The organism is Caulobacter sp. CCG-8, from assembly GCF_037402475.1.
In the GTDB taxonomy this organism is placed as follows: domain Bacteria; phylum Pseudomonadota; class Alphaproteobacteria; order Caulobacterales; family Caulobacteraceae; genus Caulobacter.
In genome coordinates, this window is the sequence record NZ_JBBEUD010000001.1 from 218151 (window position 1) to 235565 (window position 17415).

Consider the following 17415-nt stretch of genomic DNA (forward strand, 5'->3'; position numbering starts at 1 on the left):
CATTAGGCGGGTATTCGCATGTAAAGTCTAAGTAGCTTCGCGGTGGCAGTCCCTAGGGGAGTCGAACCCCTCTCTCCAGAATGAAAATCTGGCGTCCTAACCGATAGACGAAGGGACCGCGTGGCCGCGAAGAGCAGGCGATATACAAAGCTTCCCCCCGGGGCGCAAGCGACGAAGAGCAGTTTTTTCAGGTCACGCGCATGCGGGGGTCGGCGACGTCCTCGATCTCCAGCTGGACGCCTTCCCGGCCCATATAATCGTCCGGTTTCAGACGGCCCACGACGTGCAGGGCTCCCCCGCCGGTCAGCAGGCGCTCGCCCAGCGGGGTCTCGGCCGACCGCCAGGAGATGGCCTTGATTCGGTCGCCCGACGGCCCGATCAGATCGACCCGCACGTGGCCGCCCTTCATCGCCATCATCCGTTCGGGCCGGACTCCGGCCAGGGCGAACATCGGCTCGGGATTGCCCGGACCGAACGGCGCCAACTGCTGGAACTCGCTCCACAGGGCGCGGTTGGCGGCCCGGGGCTGGACCAGGGCGTCGATCTCGACCGCCTCGACGCCGACGGCTTCCATCTCGCCGGCCAGGCGCTCCTCCAGGAACGCGCGGAACTCGGGAATCGAATCGGGGCGGATCGACAGGCCCGCCGCCATGGCGTGGCCGCCGCCGGCCATCAGCAGGCCCGCCTCGAAGGCCGCCTGGATCGCCGCGCCCAGGTTGACGCCCGGCTGCGAGCGGCCGGACCCCTTGCCGACATTGGCGGCGCGGTCGACGCCGATCACCACCACGGGCTTGCGATAGCGCTCGCGCAGGCGGCCGGCGACGATGCCGATCACGCCGGGGTGCCACCCCTCCCCCGCCACGACGATCACCGGGGCGTCGGGATTGAAGTTGCTGCCGCGCTCCAGCACGGCCGCGGCCTCTTCCACCACGGCGGCCTCGACGGCCTTGCGCTCGGTGTTCAAGCCGTCCAGCTCCTCGGCCAGGGCCTGGGCCTCCAGCGGGTCGTCCGTGGACAGCAGGCGCGCGCCCAGGTCCGAGCGGCCGATCCGTCCGCCGGCGTTGATGCGCGGCCCCAGGATGAAGCCGGCATGGAACACCGAGGCGGGGCCCGAGCCCTTGCCCACCTGGAACAGGGCCTTGAGGCCCGGATTGCCCCAGCTGGACATGGTGCGCAGGCCCAGGGTGGTCAGGGCCCGGTTGAAGCCGACCAGCTGGGTGACGTCGCAGACCTCGCCCATGGCCACCAGGTCCAGCCACTGGCGCAGGTCCGGCTGCGGACGCTCCTCGGTGAACAGGCCGCGCTTGCGGGCTTCGCGGTTCAGGGCGGCCAGCAGCACGAAGGTCACGCCGGCGGCGGCCAGAACCCCCTGCCCGCTCTGGCAGCCCGGGCGGTTGGGATTGACCACGGCGGCGGCGGCCGGCGGGTCCTCGCGCATCAGGTGGTGGTCGATCACCACCACCTCCAGGCCGATGGTCGCGGCGCTGGCGATGGCGTCGTAGGCGGCCGCCCCGCAATCCAGGGTGACCACCAGCTCGGCCCCGCCGTCACGGATGGTCTTGAAGGCCGCCGGACTGGGGCCATAGCCCTCGGTCAGGCGGTCGGGGATGTAGATGGGCAGCTCGACGCCCATGTAGCGGAACCAGCGAACCAGTTGGGCGGCGCTGGTGGCGCCGTCGACGTCGTAGTCGGCGAACACCATGGTCGGCCGGCCGCTTTCCAGGGCGTCGATCAGGATCTCGGCGGCCCGGTCCATGTCGGTGAAGCTGGACGGGTCGGGGAACAGCGCCTTCAGGGTGGGCCGCAGATAGTGCTCGGCCGCGTCGACGCCCACGCCGCGCGAGGCCAGGGCCCGAGCCAGGGGCTCGGACAGGCCGTGCATCTGCTGGTGGCTGCGGGCTACGCCTGCGTCGCCCGGCCGCTCGCGCCAGGCCCGGCCGCTGATCGACCGCTCGACGTCGAGGAAGTGGCCCGTGGCGAGGGGCGCGTGTCCGTCGGCCATGGCTCAGCCCTCCCGTGCGGGAAAACGGCCGGCGATGCTGAGCTTGGCTGTCGTGGTCATCTCCCGAGCCTACGCCCTTCGGCGGATTCGCTCCACGGACGGGGCGATGCTGGGAAGATAGGTCGCCGATGCGTCAGAAACGGACGCAAACCGGGGACATGCCCTTGGGCGTGTCCCCATCAGCATCCACCGCGCCAAGACTTGGGGACACGCCGCAAGGGCATGTCCCCGACCCGGATCAGCCCGCCGCCGTCTCGGCGACGACCACCTCGACCTCGTTGGCCGAGCCCAGCACCACCGGCACGCGTTGGTGCAGCTTGGTGGGCTGCAGGTCCAGGATCGCGGTGACGCCGTCGGTCGACTTGCCGCCCGCCCGTTCGACGATCAGCGACATCGGGTTGGCCTCGTAGAGGAGCCGCAGCTTGCCCGGCTTGTCCGGCTCGCGGGCGTCCCAGGGGTACATGAAGACGCCGCCGCGCATCAGGATGCGATGGACGTCGGCCACCATCGAGGCGACCCAGCGCATGTTGAAGTTCTTGCCCCGCAGCCCCGTCTTGCCCTGCAGGCAGCCGTCGATATAGCGGCGCACCGGCGCGGCCCAGTGGCGCTGGTTGGACATGTTGATGGCGAACTCGGCGGTGTCGGCGGGGATGGCGACGGTCGGGTGGGTCAGCCGCCAGGCGCCGTCGGCGTCCAGGGTGAAGCCCACGACGCCCTTCGACAAGGTCAGCACCAGCATGGTCTGCGGGCCGTAGACGGCGTAGCCGGCGGCGACCTGGTTGCGGCCGGGCAGCAGGAAGTCGGCCTCGCTGGGCGCCACGCCGGCGGGCGCGGGCAGGATCGAGAAGATCGTGCCGACCGAGACGTTGACGTCGATGTTGCTGGAGCCGTCCAGCGGGTCGAAGGTGACCAGGAAACCGCCAACGGCCCCGGTGGCCTCGACCGTCTCCAGTTCCTCGGACGCCAGGCCGGCCACCAGCGGACAGCCCTGCAGCGCATCGCGCAGGATGTCGTTGGTGATGATGTCGAGCTTCTTCTGCTCTTCGTCCTGGACGTTGACCACGCCGGCCGCGCCCAGGCTGCCCGAGATCGCGCCGGAGGCCACGACCTTGCTGATCCTGGCGCAGGCCCCGGCGATGACGGTGACGACGGCCTTCACCTCGTCGCCCGCCGGCTCGTCAGAGAGCCATCCGGCGAGATCGGTCAGCGTGGTCATGCGGGGCCTCTTGGGAAAGAAAGATTCGGCGCGACCATAGCGCGCGCGGCGCGATTTCCGATCCGGCTGGATCAGCTTACCGCTCTAGGATGTTGTTGTGACGCATTTTCCGGCGACGGATCGGCGACTGTCCGCCGGAAGACCGCTAGGCCTTCCGCTTCATCCGCACTTCGCGCACCGTGCCGGTCGACGAGTTCATGACCAGGGTGTGGGTGTGGACGAAGCCGTCCTTGTAGGTCACCCCGTCCAGCAGGTTGCCCCAGGTGACGCCGGTCGCGGCGAAGATCGCGTCGGCGCGGACGATCTCGTGCAGGTCGTACTTCTTGTCGAGGTCGGTGATGCCCCAGCGGGCGGCGCGGGCGCGCTCGTCGCCATTTCGGAACAGCAGGCGCCCCTGGAACTGGCCGCCGACGCACTTCAGCGCCGCGCAGGCCAGGACGCCCTCGGGCGCGCCGCCGGAGCCGACATAGAGGTCGATGCCGGTCGACGGATCGGTGGTGGCGATCACCCCGGCCACGTCGCCGTCCGTGATCAGATTGACCCGCGCGCCCACCGACCGGATGCTGGCGATGATCTCGGCGTGACGCGGACGGTCCAGCACGCAGACGGTGATGTGCTTGGGATCGACGCCCTTGGCGGCGGCGATGGCCTTGACGTTATCGGCCGGCGACTTGTCCAGGTCGATCACCCCGGCCGGCAGGCCCGGACCGCAGGCGATCTTGTCCATGTAGGTGTCGGGGGCGTTCAGCAGGCTGCCCTTGGGCGCCCAGGCCATCACCGCCAGGGCGTTGGGCATGGCCTTGGCCGTCAGGGTGGTGCCTTCCAGCGGGTCCAGGGCGATGTCGATGGCGGGGCCCTGCCCCGTGCCGACCTTCTCGCCGATATAGAGCATGGGCGCTTCGTCGCGCTCGCCCTCGCCGATCACGATCTCGCCGTCGATCGCCAGCTCGTTCAGCGTGTTGCGCATGGCGTCGACCGCGGCCTGGTCGGCCGCCTTCTCGTCGCCCCGCCCCACCATCGACCACGAGGCGATGGCGGCGGCTTCCGTCACGCGAACCGCGTCCAGGACCAGCGAACGGTCCAGGGTCTTCGAACTCATCAACGTCTCCCAGCCTATGCGAGGCTCAAGTCCCGGCCGCTTGGCGCGGCTCTCAGATGCGCGCGACGCGCAAAAGGCGGGGACGCTCTAGCACGGCGTGCAGTTTTTCGATGCGACTAATCGCGTCGAGGAGATTGGATTCGGGAGTCGCGTGCGTAACGAGCACGATCGGAACGCCGCCCGCGCCTTCGACCGGCTTCTGCAGGAAGCTGTCGATCGAGACGCCGCATTCGGCCAGGGTCTCGGAGATGGCGGCGATGGCGCCGGGCTCGTCGCGGACCATGATCCGCAGATAGGCCTTGCCCACCGAACGGGCCGGATCGACGGCCACGAACGGCTTCAGCTGGCCGGCCGGCGCCTGGAACACCGGGCGGCGGGCGCCGGTCATGACGTCGGCGATGTCGGCGGCCACGGCGGCGGCGGTCGGACCCGCGCCCGCGCCCGGCCCCTGGATGAAGATCCGGCCGATCCGCTTGCCCTCGATGAACAGGGCGTTGAGCGCGCCGCCCGCCTGGGCCAACGGATGCTCCAGCGGGACGAGCGAGGGATGCACCTTCACCGACACGCCGTCGTCGCTCTTGGCCGCGCCGGCCACCAGCTTGATACGATAGCCGAGGTCCTTGGCCAGCTTGATGTCCAAAAGCTCGACGTCGCTGATGCCCTCGATCTCGGCGGCGTCGAAGTCGGGCGCGCAGCCGAAGGCCAGGGCGGCCAGGATGCTGATCTTGTGGCCGGCGTCGAAGCCGCCGACGTCCATGGTCGGGTCGGCCTCGGCATAGCCTAGGCCCTGGGCCTCGCGCAGCACGTCCGCGAAGTCGCGGCCGGTCTTCTCCATCTCGCTGAGGATGAAGTTGCAGGTGCCGTTGAGGATGCCGGCCACGCCGACAACCTCGTCGCCGACCATGGCCTCGCGCAGCATCTTCACCGCCGGCGTGCCGCCCATGACCGCGGCCTCGAACAGCAGCGGGGCGTCGTTGGCCTCGGCCAGGGCCGCCAGTTCGGCGCCGTGCTCGGCGATCAGGGCCTTGTTGGCGGTGACCACCGGCTTGCCCAGCTTGAGCGCCGCCTCGACGGCCGCCTTCGCCGGGCCGTCGCTGCCGCCCACCAGCTCGACGAACAGGTCGACGTCCGGCGACGAGGCCAGGGCCACCGGGTCGTCGAACCAGGCCAGGCCCGAGATGTCGACCGTGCGCGGCCGCGACTTGGAGCGGGCCGAGACCGCCGTCACCACCGCCCGGTCGCCGGCCGGCGCGAAGTCCGGCTGCTCGGCCAGGAACTGCAACAGCCCTCCGCCGACGGTGCCGAGGCCGGCTACGCCGACGCGCCAGGTCTTCTGGGTCATATTCGCGTTCCTAGTTCCAGCGGCCGGGCTGCCCATCCTTCAGGGGATTTGGCGGCGCCCTAGACCTGTTCCATCTTGTTGTGCGCCTTGGCCAGGATCGTGTCGGCGTTGGCGATGAACTTCTTGACGTTGCGGGCGGCCTGCTTGATCCGCTGCTCGTTCTCGACGAGGCCGATGCGGACATAGCCCTCGCCGTACTCGCCGAAGCCGATGCCGGGCGCGACGGCGACGCCGGCCTCCTCGATCAGCAGGCGCGAGAACAGCATCGAGCCGGCGGCCTCGAACTGCGGGGGGATCTTGGCCCAGGCGAACATCGAGGCCGGCGGATTGGGGATCTCCCAGCCGGCGCGCGCCATCGACGACACCAGGGTGTCGCGGCGGCCCTTGTAGATGGCCCGGATCTCGTCGACGCAGTCCTGCGGACCGTTCAGGGCGGCGGCCGCCGCCACCTGCACCGGGGTGTAGGCGCCGTAGTCCAGGTACGACTTCACGCGGGCCAAGGCGGCGCAGATGCGGGCGTTGCCGACCACCATGCCCACCCGCCAGCCGGCCATGGCGTAGGTCTTCGACAGCGAGTTGACCTCGACGGCGATGTCCTTGGCGCCCTCGACCTGCAGGATCGACGGCGGCGGGTTGTTGTCGAAATAGATCTCGCCGTAAGCCACGTCGCTGATCACCAGCAGGTCGTGCTTCTTCGCCAGGGCGACGGCGTCCTTGTAGAAGTCCAGGTCCACCCATTGGGCGGTCGGGTTGGACGGGTAGGACAGGATCAGCACGCTGGCGGGCGGCACCGAGTGCTTGGCGGCGCGGCTGATGTTGGACAGGTACTGCTCGGGCGACAGGGCCGGCACGTGGCGGATCACGCCGCCGGCCATGATGAAGCCGAAGGCGTGGATCGGATAGGCCGGGTTCGGGCAGATGATCACGTCGCCCGGCGCGGTCAGGGCCTGGGCGAGGTTGGCGAAGCCTTCCTTCGAGCCCAGGGTGGCGATCACCTCGGTGTCGGGGTTCAGCTTCACGCCGAAGCGGCGGCCGTAGTAGCCCGCCATGGCCTTGCGCAGGCCGGCGATGCCCTTGGAGGCCGAGTAGCGGCCGGCCTTCGGGTCGCGGGCGGTCTCGATCAGCTTGTCGACGATATGCTTGGGCGTGGGCATGTCGGGATTGCCCATCCCGAAGTCGATGATGTCGGTGCCCTCGGCGCGAAGGCGCGCCTTGATCTTGTTCACCTCCTCGAAGACGTAGGGCGGGAGGCGGCGGATACGGTGGAAATCGGAGGTCATGAAATGCTCATTGCGCCGCAGCGGCGCGCCGGGAGCGGATGTCGGGCATGGATAGACCCCGAGCGGGGCATAGCCAAGCCAGTTACGGGAATTTTATGCCTCCGTCGCCCTATTGGGGCTTGGACGGAGGCGCGGTAGCTCGATCGCGCGCCGCCTTTGCGAAGGCTTCGGTCGCGGCGCGGTCGGCGTCGGTGGGGATGTCGCTGGGCGGCGCCTTGCCGACCTTGCGGGCCTGGGCGGCGTAGCCTTCGGTGTCCGACAGGGTCCAGGTGTTGGGCGCGGTGTCGCGCTTCAGCTTGTCGGCGGCCACCTTTTCGGCGCCCACGGCCTTCTTGAACTCGACGGGCGTGCGCACGTCGGTCGGGATCGGCGGGATGTCGATGAAGCGCGGCAGGTCGGCGTGCTTGGAGTCCTTGGCCGCGGCGTTGGCGGCGGCGGCGATCGGCGAGTTGGGATCGGCCGGCGGCGGCGTGAACGGCGAAACCGACGACAGCGACGAAGCGCAGGCGCTCAGACCCGCCAGCAGGGCCACGAGAGCCGCGCCGCGAAAGAGTACGCTGGCCCGTACGATTTTACCGGTTTCGACGTTCATCTTGTCTCAGGTCTTATGCGATGATCGCGGCGAGCGAAAGGCCATCCGCGCCGCCAAGGCGAGATGGTCGAAGAGATGACGGTGCAAGGAGCTCCATGGCCACGACCGAAACCTCCCCCAAACCGCGCAAAAAGCCCGCCGCCAAGGCGGACGCGGCGCCGACCGCCGCCAAGACCAAGAGCAAGGCCGGGCCGAAGGTTCCGCCGAAAGCCGACCCGGGGCCGGAGCTCCGCGCCCGGAACGCCGAATCGACCGCCCGGACCGCGCCCCCCCTCCCGACCGGCGCCCTGCCCGACTTCGAGGCCTTCCTGTCGCCGGACCAGCGCCAGATGCTGGAGACCCTGTCGGCCAACCTGGCCCGCGCCGCCGTCACCGCCCAGGGCGCGATCGCCGAGGCCGCCCTGCGCCAGGCCGACCGCCCCGCCGCCCTCAGCCCCGACCCCTTCCACGTCGGTCCCGCCTTCAACGAGGTGATGACCAGCCTGGCCGCCCAGCCCGACCGGCTGCTGCGGGCCCAGGCCGACCTGTTCAGCCGCTATATGGACCTGTGGCAGTCGGCGGCCCGCAAGGCGACGGGCGAACCGACCCAGCCCGTGGTCGCCCCCGCCCCCGGCGACAAGCGGTTCAGCGACCCCGACTGGGCGTCCAACCCGATGTTCGACATGATGAAGCAGAGCTACCTGCTGTCGTCGAACTGGCTGAACGACCTGGTCTCGCAGGCCCAGGGCGTCGATCCCGCCACCAAGCGCCGGGTCGAGTTCTTCACCAAGATGCTGACCGACGCCTTCTCGCCGTCGAACTTCCTGATCTCCAACCCCGCCGCCCTACGCGAGGTGATGCAGAGCAAGGGCGAGAGCCTGGTGCGCGGTATGGAGAACTTCGCCGCCGACCTGGAACGCGGCGGCGGCCAGCTGGCGATCAGCCAGACCGACCTGGCCAAGTTCAAGGTCGGCGAGAACGTCGCCACCGCCCCGGGCAAGGTGGTCTACCAGAACGACATCCTGCAGCTGCTGCAGTTCTCGCCGACCACCGAGACGGTCCACGAGATCCCGCTGCTGATCTTCCCGCCGTGGATCAACAAGTTCTACATCCTGGACCTGCGGCCCGAGAACTCGATGATCCGCTGGCTGACCGGCCAGGGCTTCACGGTGTTCGTGGCCTCGTGGGTCAATCCCGACAGCCACCAGGCCAAGAAGACCTTCGAGGACTACATGCTCGAAGGCATCTACGACGCGACCCGGCAGGTCATGACCCAGGCGGGCGTCGATCGGGTCAACACCGTCGGCTACTGCATCGGCGGCACCCTGCTGTCCTGCGCCCTGGCCCACATGGCCGCCAAGGGCGACAAGCGGATCAATTCCGCCACCTTCTTCGCGGCCCAGCAGGACTTCTCGGAAGCCGGCGACCTGTTGCTGTTCACCAACGAGGAATGGCTGCAGTCGATCGAGTCCCTGATGGACCAGCAGGGCGGCTACCTGCCCAGCCAGTCGATGGCCGACACCTTCAACAGCCTGCGCGGCAACGACCTGATCTGGTCGTTCTTCATCAACAACTACCTGATGGGCAAGGAGCCGCGGCCGTTCGACCTGCTGTTCTGGAACGCCGACCAGACGCGCATGCCCAAGGCGCTGCACCTGTTCTACCTGCGCAATTTCTACAAGGACAACGCCCTGACCACGGGCCGCCTGACCCTGGGCGGCGAGCAGCTGGACCTGTCGAAGGTCAAGACGCCGATCTATGTCCAGTCGTCCAAGGACGACCACATCGCCCCCTATCCCAGCGTCTATCGCGGCGCGCGGGCGTTCGGCGGGCCGGTGACCTTCACCATGGCCGGCTCGGGTCACATCGCCGGGGTGATCAACCACCCGGACGCCAACAAGTACCAGCACTGGACCAACGAGCAGCTGCCCGCCTCGGTCGAGGGCTGGCGGTCCGGCGCGGTGGAGCATCCTGGCTCGTGGTGGCCGCACTGGGCGGCCTGGCTGAAGGCCCGGTCCGGTCCGCAGGTCCCGGCCCGGGACCCGGCCAAGGGCGTCCTCAAGGCGATCGAGGACGCCCCGGGCAGTTTCGTCCGTGTACGGTCCGACACCGCCGCCTGATCAGATCAGGCCCACCTCGTAGGCCAGCTCGACCGGCATCGCCTCGGCGCGGTCGATCAGGGGCTGGACGCGTTCCAGGTGCTCGGTGAAGCGCGGGTCCTTGCGGAACCGCTCGGCGTTCTGCGCGGTGTCGAAGGACGTCACCAGGACCACCACGCCCTTGGCGGGCGACTTGAGCATCCGGGTCCCGCGCACGCCGGCGACCTGGCCCCGCACCCGCATGAACTGCTCGTGCTGCAGGGCGACGAACTCGTCGAACTTGCCGGGCTTGGTCTGGATGATGCTGACGCTGAAGACCGGCGGATCGGCCAGGGCGGCGGCGATGGCGGCGTGATCGGGGACGGTGAGCGTGGTCATGGAGGCTCCTGAAGGTCGTTGCCGTGGAAGGAGCCCTCCGTGTAAAACCTCAACCAAAGTTGAGGTCAAGCGACAATGCCGAAATCCGAAAAGACGGCGCCGGATTGCGCCTTTCCCGGCGGCACGCTCAGTGTCGGCGAGGTGGCCAAGCGCAGCGGCGTGGCGGTCTCGACCCTGCACTTCTACGAGACCAAGGGCCTGATCCGCAGCCTGCGGACCGAGGGCAACCAGCGGCGCTATCCGCGCGGGATCCTGCGGCGGGTGGCGGTGATCAAGGTGGCCCAGCGCACGGGCATCCCCCTGGCCTCGATCCAGGCCGCCCTCTCCCGCCTGCCCGACGGCCGCGCGCCGACCGCCGACGAATGGGCCGAGCTGTCGCGCGCCTGGCGGGCCGAGCTGGACGAACGCATCCTCCGCCTCACCCAGCTGCGCGACCAGCTGGACGACTGCATCGGCTGCGGCTGCCTGTCGCTGAAGGCCTGCCCGCTTCGGAACCCGGCGGACGTGCTGGGCGGCCAGGGCGCCGGGCCGCGGCTGCTGGAACCCCAGCCCGGCTGAAACCCGGTGCACGCCGCCCGCGCCGGAACCCCACGCCAGCGACCCATGTTCGCCCAAAACTCGCCGGGATTCTGGTCGAGCTTGCCGACATGGGACTCAATCGCCGGACAGCACTAGGGATGCTGCTCGCGACGCCGATCCTCGGCGCGGGCGAAGCGGTGGCGCGCCCGCCGGCCGCGGCCGGCGGCGAGCGCCTGGCCCTGGCCGCGCGCGGCCAGGTGGGCGTGACCCGGGACTACGACCCCAGCTACCGCGCCATCCCCTACCCCAACGGCGACGTCCTGCGCTCGACCGGGGTCTGCGCCGACGTGCTGGTGCGCGCGGCCCGCGACGCCTGGCGGGCCGACCTGCAGCAGCTGGTCCACGAGGACATGACCCGCAATTTCGACGCCTATCCGTCGCGGCGCGCTTGGGGCCTGAAGGGACCGGACTCCAATATCGACCATCGCCGGGTGCTGAACCTGGAGACCTATCTGGAACGCCAGAAGGCCCTGCTGGCCCGCGCGCCCGCCAAGGCCGCCGGCGACCGGTTCGACGATCCCCTGCCCGGCGACATCCTGACCTGGCGGGTCTGGAGCGGCCGCCCGCACATCGGCGTGGTCAGCCAGGGGCCCGAGCGCGTGCGCGTGGTCCACAACATCGGCTGGGGCGCCAAGGAGGAGCCGCTGTGGATGTTCAAGCTCCACACGGCGGTCGGGCACTACCGCTGGCGGGCGTAGGCGCGGGCTAGAGCCCCGCGCCTTCCTTCAGGCCCAGCATGAGGTTCAGGTTCTGCACCGCCGCGCCGGACGCGCCCTTGCCCAGGTTGTCGAGCAGGGCCACCAGGCGGACCTGGCCGCTGTTTTCCGAGCCGAACACGAACAGCTTCAGGCGGTTGGTGCTGTTCAGTCCCTCGGGGTCCAGGGTCGTCAGGCTTTTCGCCTCGTGCAGCGACGCCACCTCGACGAAGGCCTCGCGGTCGTAGTGGTCGGCCAGGGCCTCGTGGATCTCGTTCATCGAGACGCTGCCGTTCAGCATGCTCAGGTGCAGCGGCAGCTCCACCAGCATGCCCTGGGCGTAGCGCCCGACGGCCGGGGTGAAGATCGGCCGGGTCAGCAGGCCGCCGTGCGCCTGGATCTCGGGCAGGTGCTTGTGGTTCAGGCCCGTGGCGTAGATGCGGTACGGGACCTTGGTGTAGTGCGGCGAGGTCTCGTCCTCGAACTCGGCGATCATCGCCTTGCCGCCGCCGGTATAGCCCGACACGGCGTTGAACGAGAGCGGCAGGTCGGCGGCGATGATGTCGTTCGAGACCAGCGGCCGCACCAGGGCGATGGCGCCGGTCGCGTAGCAGCCGGGGTTCGACACCCGCGTCGACTTGGCCACCTTGCCGCGCTGCTCGTCGTCCAGCTCCGGGAAGCCGTAGGTCCAGCCGGCCGCGGTGCGGTGGGCCGTCGAGGCGTCGATCACCTTGACCTTCGGGTCCTCGATCAGCGCCACGGCTTCCTTGGCCGCGTCGTCGGGCAGGCACAGGATGACGGCGTCGGCGCCGTTCAGCATCGCCTTGCGGGCCTCGGGATCCTTGCGCTTGTCCGGATCGATCGAGACCAGCTGCAGGTCCTTGCGACCGACCAGGCGCTCGCGGATCTGCAACCCGGTGGTGCCCGCTTCGCCGTCGATGAAGACCTTGGGGGCCATGCGCCCTCCCGTAACCCGAACTTGAGGAGCGGTCCCTCTAGCGTACTCCGATCGCGAGCGAAACGGGTCTTTGGGTCACGCCGGCCGGATTGTCCGCCGTGCAATCCGCCGAGCCCATCCTATATCCGAGGTCTCGCCCGCCACCGGATATCGCCATGACCAAGCCCCTGAAGATCGACTTCGTCTCCGACGTCTCCTGCCCCTGGTGCATCGTCGGCCTGGGCGGTCTGGAGACGGCGCTCGCGCGGGTCGGCGACCTGGTCGAGGCCGACATCCACTTCCAGCCGTTCGAGCTGAACCCGAACATGCCGCCGGAAGGCCAGAACATCGTCGAGCACGTCGGCCAGAAGTACGGCGCGACGCCCGAACAGTCGGCGGTCAACCGCAAGGCCATCCACGAACGCGCCGCCTCGGTGGGCTTCACGATGAAGACCAACGAGAACAGCCGCATCTACAACACCTTCGACGCCCACCGCCTGCTGCACTGGGCCGGGATCGTCGGCGGCCAGAAGGCGCTCAAGCGGGCCCTGTTCGACGCCTATTTCACCGACGGGCTCAGCCCGGCCGACCACGACGTCCTGGTGGCGGCCGCCGAGAAGGCGGGCCTCGACGGGGCGGCCGCGCGCCAGGTGCTGGCCTCGGGCCAGTACGGCCAGGAGGTCCGCGACGCCGAGCGCCGCTGGCAGGCCGCGGGGATCAATTCGGTGCCGGCCGTGGTGATCAACGACCGCTACCTGATCTCGGGCGGCCAGCCGCCGGAGTATTTCGAACAGGCTCTGCGCCAGATCGCCGCCGAGGCCTGACGGGACCTGACCGGCGTTCGGTCAAATTTATTTACCGAGAAGCGGAGCCTTAGTCCGGCGAGGACGTTCATTCCCCGAACGGGGATTATCCGCATGACCAATCAGACTTCGGCCCAAACCGCTTTCGAACGTGAGCTCGTCAGCCTGATCCCGCATCTGCGCGCCTTCGGCCGCTCGCTGACCGGCAACGCCAGCCACGGCGACGACCTGGCCCAGGACGCCCTGGCCAAGGCCTTGGCCTCGCGCGCCTCCTACCAGCCGGGCACCAACATGAAGGCCTGGACCTTCATGATCCTGCGCAACGTCTTCTACTCCGAGAAGCGCCGCTCGTGGCGCTCGTGCGCGCTGGACCCGGAGGTCGCCGAGCGCACCCTGGTCTCGAACTCCAACCCGACCGCCGCCCTGGAACTGGACGAGATGCGCCGGGCGCTGGACATGCTGCCGCCCGACCAGCGCGAGGCCCTGATCCTGATCGGCGCCGCTGGGATGTCCTACGAGGAAGTCGCCGAGGTCACCGGCGCCGCCCTGGGCACGATCAAGAGCCGCGTCAGCCGCGCGCGCGATCGCCTGGCCCTGATCTTCGCCGAGGGCCGGATCACCGAAGACCAGATGCCGGCCCACGCGGCCATGGCCTCGATCTTCCGCCAGATCGACGATTACCGGTCGCGTCAGGCCGCCTAGCGGCCACACGCCGGACGAAATGAAAAGGCGGCGCCTAGTGCGCCGCCTTTTTGCTGGGGATCAGGTGGATCGCGCCGACGATCGCGCCGCCCACGATCAGCCCCACCACGGCCGAACCCGCCGCCATGGCCAGCCAGCCCGTGATCGCGCCAACCACCGGGACCTGGCCGGCCCAGTGCGACGCGCCCTCGACCCAGTGCGGGATCGGGGTCAGGTGGAAGTGCTCCAGGCCGTGGACGATGATGCCGCCGCCGACCCACAGCATGGCCGCGGTGCCGATCACGGTCAGGGCCTCCATGGTCACCGGCATCGCCTTGACCAGGCCGCGCCCCAGCCCCTGCAGCGCCTTCGAGCGCCCCTTGGCCAGGTGCAGGCCGATGTCGTCCATCTTCACGATCAGCCCGACCACGCCGTAGACCGCCACGGTCAGCAGCACGCCGATGATGGCCAAGGCCGCGGCCTGGATAGCCAGGGGCTTGTCGGCGACATCGGCCAGGGCGATGGCCATGATCTCGCCGGACAGGATCAGGTCGGTGCGGATCGCCCCGTTGACCTTCTGGGTCTCGAGTTCGGCGCTGCTGAGGGCGAAGTCCTCGGCCTCGTCGCCGGCCACCTCGTGCTCGACGAAGGCCTCGATGATCTTCTCGGTGGCCTCGAAGGCCAGATAGGCGCCGCCGACCATCAGGATCGGGGTCACGGCCCAGGGCGCGAAGGCGCTGAGGATCAGGGCGCCGGGCAGCAGGAACAGCAGCTTGTTGCGGAACGAGCCGACCGCGATCTTCCAGACGATCGGGAGCTCGCGCTCGGGCGTGAAGCCCATGGCGTAGCCCGGCGTGACGGCGGTGTCATCGACCACCACCCCGGCCGCCTTGACCCCGGCCTTGCCGGCGGCGCCGCTCACGTCGTCCAGCGAGGCGGCCGCCAGCTTGGTGATGCCGGCGATGTCGTCGAGAAGGGCGGCGAGGCCGGAGGGCATGGACGGATTCTCTGCAGCGAAGGGAGGAGCCTAGGCGAATAGACCGGACTGCTCGCTCCGGTCGAGCCCTAACCCTTCTTGAGGACCGCGTCGGCCTTGCCGTCGATCCGCTTTTCCTCGGCCTTGGACATCCGGCCGGCCTTCACGGCCTGGCTGGCGCGGGCCTTGGCGTTGCGGGCGTGGGCCTTGTCCTCGATCGGATAGGCGCGCTTCTCCGGTTCGGCGAAGGCCTTGTCGGGCAGCTTGTCGCGTTTCTCGGTGTTCAATTCGGCCATGGCGTCATTCCTTCGGATGAGCCCGGCCCAGCCCTTCGGTCGGGCCGTCGTCCTCGTCGTCGGGCGTGACGACCTCGGTCGGCTCCCTCTGCCGCGCCAGGTCGCGGGCGCCGACCCCGCCGCCATGCTCGATATTGAGATTGGCTTCGACCGTGGAGGGGTCGTAGACGCCGTCGTCCTCGTCGCCGTTGGTCACGTCGAGGGTCTCGTGGGGTTCAGCCATGGGAGTTCTCCGTCTCTCCCCAAGCCAACGACGGTCGGAGCCAGGACGTTCCCCCAGATTCCCTGCGGCGCGCTTCAGAATAAAATCAGAGCCTGTGGCAGTTGCGATCGGAACGCGGCACGCCAGATATTCGGGACGCCGGCGCGGGGTCGGCGAGCCTCCAGAGATTCTCCATGCCCACCCTGTTCGATCCGCTTGTCGTCGGCGACCTGAAGTTGCCCAACCGCGTCGTCATGGCACCGCTGACCCGCCTGCGGGCCGGCCCCACCCAGATCCCCAACGCGCTGATGGCCGAGTACTACGCCCAGCGCGCCTCGGCCGGCCTGCTGATCACCGAGGGCGTGCCCGTCACGCCGCAGGGCGTCGGCTACCAAGGCGTGCCCGGCATCTGGTCCCAGGCGCAGGTCGAGGGCTGGAAGCAGGTGACCAAGGCCGTGCACGACAAGGGCGGCCGCATCTTCATCCAGCTGTGGCACGTGGGCCGAGTCTCCGATCCGTCGTTCCACGACGGCGCGGCGCCGGTCGGTCCCAGCGCCATCGCGGCCAAGGGCCATGTCAGCCTGCTGCGTCCCGAACGCCCCTACCCCACGCCCCGCGCCCTGACGACCGAGGAAGTCGCCGGCGTGGTCGAGGCCTTCCGCCAGGGCGCCGAGAACGCCAAGGCCGCCGGCTTCGACGGCGCCGAGATCCACGGCGCCAACGGCTACCTGCTCGACCAATTCCTGCAGGACGGCTCGAACCAGCGCACCGACCAGTACGGCGGCCCGATCGAGAACCGCGCGCGCCTGCTGCTGGAGGTGGCCGACGCGGTGGCCTCGGTGTTCGGCCCCGGCCGGGTCGGGGTGCACCTGGCTCCGCGCGCCGACAGCCACTCGATGGGCGACAGCGACCTGGCCGCCACCTTCGGCTACGCGGCCAAGGAACTGGGCAAGCGTCGGATCGCCTTCCTGTGCGCCCGCGAATACGAAGGCCCCGACAGCCTGGGCGTGGACCTGAAGGCGGCGTTCGGCGGCGTCTACATCGCCAACGAGAAGTTCACCCGCGAAACCGCCCAGGCGGCGCTCGACGCCGGCAAGTACGACGCCGTCGCGTTCGGCAAGGCCTTCATCGCCAATCCGGACCTTGTGGAGCGCCTGCGACTCGACGCACCGCTCAACGCGCCCGACCCGACCACCTTCTATGGCGGCGACGGCCAGGGCTATGTCGACTACCCCACCCTGAAGACGCCGGTCGCGGCCGCCGCCGAATAGGCCAAGACCCTAGAAAGGCGGGGATTTCCGTCTGAACCTGTATCCGCTGCGCCATTTGCCGCGTTGGGTCTTCACCACGCGCCGCGCAGCGGATACAGGCTTAACCATGAGCAAGACCAACGATCACTGGAAGACCATCCTGCTACGCGGCGCCAACGCCCTGGCCTTCCGGATCACCAGCCCGCCGACCGCCGTCAAGCCGATCATGGTCGCCGAACCCGCGCCCCAGAAGCGCGCCCTGCCGGTGGTGGTCTATCACGCGGTGGCCGCCTGCGCCCTGGTAGACGGCTGGGTCGCGACCGGCGAAGGCGAGGTCCTGATCGACCGTCCCGCCATCCTGACCCGCCAGAAGCTGGCCAACGCCAAGGCCGCGGAACCGCCTGGCAGCACCCAGTCGCCGTTCTCGACCGGCTATGCGGCCGACTACCGGCTGGAGCTGGCCCGCCTGGCCTGGCTGGCGATCATCGATGACCCGGAAGCCCGCCTCGAAGCCCTGGCCGCGCTCTACACCCCGCCGGAGCCCCGGGTGAAGCTGGTCTAGCGCCGCCTTCTACCAGGCGCCCGTGTTCGGCATCGAGGCCCACGGCTCGGCCGGGTCCAGGTTGCCGTCCTGCAGCAGCTCCACCGAGATGTTGTCGGGCGAGCGGACGAAGGCCATGTGGCCGTCGCGCGGCGGACGGTTGATCGTCACGCCCATGTCCATCAGCCGCTGGCAGGTCTCGTAGATGTCGTCCACCCGATAGGCCAGGTGGCCGAAGTTACGGCCGCCCTGATAGTCCTCGGGATCCCAGTTGTAGGTCAGCTCGACCAGCGGCGCCTTGCGCTCCTTGGCCAGCTCGACGTCCTCCGGCGCGGCCAGGAACACCAGGGTGAAACGACCCTTGTCGTTCTCCATCCGGTACATCTCGGTCAGGCCCAGCCCCTCGCAATAGAAGCGCAGCGAGGCGTCGAGGTCCTTCACGCGGACCATGGTGTGCAGATAGCGCAT

The 17415-nt window shown here is 69.3% G+C and carries 19 protein-coding genes and 1 tRNA gene; 7 read left to right on the forward strand and 13 right to left on the reverse strand.

The window, feature by feature from the left end:
- Positions 1-43: 43 nt before the first annotated feature.
- The 7 genes from WAE60_RS00780 to WAE60_RS00810 form a co-directional block, all read right to left on the reverse strand.
- Positions 44-118, reverse strand: a tRNA-Glu gene (locus WAE60_RS00780).
- A gap of 69 nt (positions 119-187) precedes the next feature.
- Positions 188-2002 carry a single-stranded-DNA-specific exonuclease RecJ gene (recJ, locus tag WAE60_RS00785; protein ID WP_337684400.1) on the reverse strand — a complete coding sequence of 605 codons (1815 nt, stop codon included), beginning with the start codon at positions 2000-2002 and terminating at the stop codon, positions 188-190.
- Positions 2003-2240: 238 nt separating this feature from the next.
- Positions 2241-3218, reverse strand: a complete 978-nt coding sequence (locus tag WAE60_RS00790) for a class 1 fructose-bisphosphatase (RefSeq protein WP_337684402.1) — start codon at positions 3216-3218, stop codon at positions 2241-2243.
- Between the two features lie 145 nt (positions 3219-3363).
- On the reverse strand, positions 3364-4317 hold the full coding sequence (gene glpX / locus WAE60_RS00795; protein WP_337684403.1) for a class II fructose-bisphosphatase: 954 nt from the start codon (positions 4315-4317) through the stop codon (positions 3364-3366).
- Between the two features lie 52 nt (positions 4318-4369).
- Complete coding sequence (locus tag WAE60_RS00800; protein ID WP_029915104.1) at positions 4370-5659, reverse strand: homoserine dehydrogenase; 1290 nt, start codon at positions 5657-5659, stop codon at positions 4370-4372.
- 59 nt (positions 5660-5718) lie between these two features.
- Positions 5719-6939, reverse strand: coding sequence for an LL-diaminopimelate aminotransferase (locus tag WAE60_RS00805; protein ID WP_029915106.1), 1221 nt, complete (start codon positions 6937-6939; stop codon positions 5719-5721).
- Between the two features lie 109 nt (positions 6940-7048).
- On the reverse strand, positions 7049-7531 hold the full coding sequence (locus tag WAE60_RS00810; protein WP_337684405.1) for a hypothetical protein: 483 nt from the start codon (positions 7529-7531) through the stop codon (positions 7049-7051).
- Positions 7532-7626: 95 nt separating this feature from the next.
- Here WAE60_RS00810 and WAE60_RS00815 point away from each other — a divergent pair, with 95 nt between their 5' ends.
- Positions 7627-9630: a class I poly(R)-hydroxyalkanoic acid synthase gene (locus WAE60_RS00815; protein WP_337684406.1), complete on the forward strand. Its 2004-nt coding sequence runs from the start codon at positions 7627-7629 to the stop codon at positions 9628-9630.
- Here WAE60_RS00815 and WAE60_RS00820 read toward each other — a convergent pair whose 3' ends face one another.
- Positions 9631-9987 (reverse strand): antibiotic biosynthesis monooxygenase, encoded by a 357-nt coding sequence (locus WAE60_RS00820; protein ID WP_337684407.1) that lies wholly within the window; start codon positions 9985-9987, stop codon positions 9631-9633.
- A gap of 75 nt (positions 9988-10062) precedes the next feature.
- On the opposite strand from WAE60_RS00820, the gene soxR reads away from it, so the two are divergent.
- Together soxR and WAE60_RS00830 are read left to right on the forward strand one after the other, a co-directional pair.
- Entirely contained in the window at positions 10063-10545 is a 483-nt protein-coding gene (gene soxR / locus WAE60_RS00825) for a redox-sensitive transcriptional activator SoxR (RefSeq protein ID WP_337684408.1), read from the forward strand.
- A 119-nt stretch (positions 10546-10664) separates the two neighbouring features.
- On the forward strand, positions 10665-11264 hold the full coding sequence (locus WAE60_RS00830; RefSeq protein WP_337684409.1) for a DUF1287 domain-containing protein: 600 nt from the start codon (positions 10665-10667) through the stop codon (positions 11262-11264).
- A gap of 7 nt (positions 11265-11271) precedes the next feature.
- On the opposite strand, the gene argC is transcribed toward WAE60_RS00830, so the two are convergent.
- Positions 11272-12219 carry an N-acetyl-gamma-glutamyl-phosphate reductase gene (gene argC, locus WAE60_RS00835; protein ID WP_337684411.1) on the reverse strand — a complete coding sequence of 316 codons (948 nt, stop codon included), beginning with the start codon at positions 12217-12219 and terminating at the stop codon, positions 11272-11274.
- A gap of 155 nt (positions 12220-12374) precedes the next feature.
- Here argC and WAE60_RS00840 point away from each other — a divergent pair, with 155 nt between their 5' ends.
- Entirely contained in the window at positions 12375-13022 is a 648-nt protein-coding gene (locus WAE60_RS00840) for a DsbA family oxidoreductase (protein ID WP_029915117.1), read from the forward strand.
- A 93-nt stretch (positions 13023-13115) separates the two neighbouring features.
- Complete coding sequence (locus tag WAE60_RS00845; RefSeq protein ID WP_029915119.1) at positions 13116-13703, forward strand: sigma-70 family RNA polymerase sigma factor; 588 nt, start codon at positions 13116-13118, stop codon at positions 13701-13703.
- A 34-nt stretch (positions 13704-13737) separates the two neighbouring features.
- Here the strand turns inward: WAE60_RS00845 and WAE60_RS00850 are convergent, their stop codons facing one another.
- The 3 genes from WAE60_RS00850 to WAE60_RS00860 all read right to left on the reverse strand — a co-directional run bounded on the left by WAE60_RS00850 (position 13738) and on the right by WAE60_RS00860 (position 15177).
- A complete protein-coding gene (locus WAE60_RS00850) occupies positions 13738-14679 on the reverse strand; it encodes a DUF808 domain-containing protein (protein WP_337684414.1) in 942 nt (313 codons plus the stop codon).
- Between the two features lie 68 nt (positions 14680-14747).
- Positions 14748-14954 (reverse strand): DUF6582 domain-containing protein, encoded by a 207-nt coding sequence (locus WAE60_RS00855; protein ID WP_337684415.1) that lies wholly within the window; start codon positions 14952-14954, stop codon positions 14748-14750.
- 4 nt (positions 14955-14958) lie between these two features.
- Positions 14959-15177 carry a hypothetical protein gene (locus WAE60_RS00860; protein ID WP_337684417.1) on the reverse strand — a complete coding sequence of 73 codons (219 nt, stop codon included), beginning with the start codon at positions 15175-15177 and terminating at the stop codon, positions 14959-14961.
- 173 nt (positions 15178-15350) lie between these two features.
- On the opposite strand from WAE60_RS00860, the gene WAE60_RS00865 reads away from it, so the two are divergent.
- Positions 15351-16427, forward strand: a complete 1077-nt coding sequence (locus tag WAE60_RS00865) for an alkene reductase (protein ID WP_337684418.1) — start codon at positions 15351-15353, stop codon at positions 16425-16427.
- Positions 16428-16533: 106 nt separating this feature from the next.
- The gene (locus tag WAE60_RS00870; RefSeq protein ID WP_029915126.1) at positions 16534-16968 is read left to right on the forward strand and encodes a hypothetical protein; all 435 of its coding nucleotides are present in this window, start codon (positions 16534-16536) and stop codon (positions 16966-16968) included.
- Positions 16969-16977: 9 nt separating this feature from the next.
- On the opposite strand, the gene WAE60_RS00875 is transcribed toward WAE60_RS00870, so the two are convergent.
- Positions 16978-17415 carry a VOC family protein gene (locus WAE60_RS00875; RefSeq protein ID WP_029915128.1) on the reverse strand — a complete coding sequence of 146 codons (438 nt, stop codon included), beginning with the start codon at positions 17413-17415 and terminating at the stop codon, positions 16978-16980.

Coding starts and splice junctions, on each gene's coding strand:
- recJ (WP_337684400.1), bottom strand. CDS start 2,002: ATGGCCGACGGACACGCGCCCCTCGCCACGGGCCACTTCCTCGACGTC.
- WAE60_RS00790 (WP_337684402.1), bottom strand. CDS start 3,218: ATGACCACGCTGACCGATCTCGCCGGATGGCTCTCTGACGAGCCGGCG.
- glpX (WP_337684403.1), bottom strand. CDS start 4,317: ATGAGTTCGAAGACCCTGGACCGTTCGCTGGTCCTGGACGCGGTTCGC.
- WAE60_RS00800 (WP_029915104.1), bottom strand. CDS start 5,659: ATGACCCAGAAGACCTGGCGCGTCGGCGTAGCCGGCCTCGGCACCGTC.
- WAE60_RS00805 (WP_029915106.1), bottom strand. CDS start 6,939: ATGACCTCCGATTTCCACCGTATCCGCCGCCTCCCGCCCTACGTCTTC.
- WAE60_RS00810 (WP_337684405.1), bottom strand. CDS start 7,531: ATGAACGTCGAAACCGGTAAAATCGTACGGGCCAGCGTACTCTTTCGC.
- WAE60_RS00815 (WP_337684406.1), top strand. CDS start 7,627: ATGGCCACGACCGAAACCTCCCCCAAACCGCGCAAAAAGCCCGCCGCC.
- WAE60_RS00820 (WP_337684407.1), bottom strand. CDS start 9,987: ATGACCACGCTCACCGTCCCCGATCACGCCGCCATCGCCGCCGCCCTG.
- soxR (WP_337684408.1), top strand. CDS start 10,063: ATGCCGAAATCCGAAAAGACGGCGCCGGATTGCGCCTTTCCCGGCGGC.
- WAE60_RS00830 (WP_337684409.1), top strand. CDS start 10,665: ATGCTGCTCGCGACGCCGATCCTCGGCGCGGGCGAAGCGGTGGCGCGC.
- argC (WP_337684411.1), bottom strand. CDS start 12,219: ATGGCCCCCAAGGTCTTCATCGACGGCGAAGCGGGCACCACCGGGTTG.
- WAE60_RS00840 (WP_029915117.1), top strand. CDS start 12,375: ATGACCAAGCCCCTGAAGATCGACTTCGTCTCCGACGTCTCCTGCCCC.
- WAE60_RS00845 (WP_029915119.1), top strand. CDS start 13,116: ATGACCAATCAGACTTCGGCCCAAACCGCTTTCGAACGTGAGCTCGTC.
- WAE60_RS00850 (WP_337684414.1), bottom strand. CDS start 14,679: ATGCCCTCCGGCCTCGCCGCCCTTCTCGACGACATCGCCGGCATCACC.
- WAE60_RS00855 (WP_337684415.1), bottom strand. CDS start 14,954: ATGGCCGAATTGAACACCGAGAAACGCGACAAGCTGCCCGACAAGGCC.
- WAE60_RS00860 (WP_337684417.1), bottom strand. CDS start 15,177: ATGGCTGAACCCCACGAGACCCTCGACGTGACCAACGGCGACGAGGAC.
- WAE60_RS00865 (WP_337684418.1), top strand. CDS start 15,351: ATGCCCACCCTGTTCGATCCGCTTGTCGTCGGCGACCTGAAGTTGCCC.
- WAE60_RS00870 (WP_029915126.1), top strand. CDS start 16,534: ATGAGCAAGACCAACGATCACTGGAAGACCATCCTGCTACGCGGCGCC.
- WAE60_RS00875 (WP_029915128.1), bottom strand. CDS start 17,415: ATGCGCTATCTGCACACCATGGTCCGCGTGAAGGACCTCGACGCCTCG.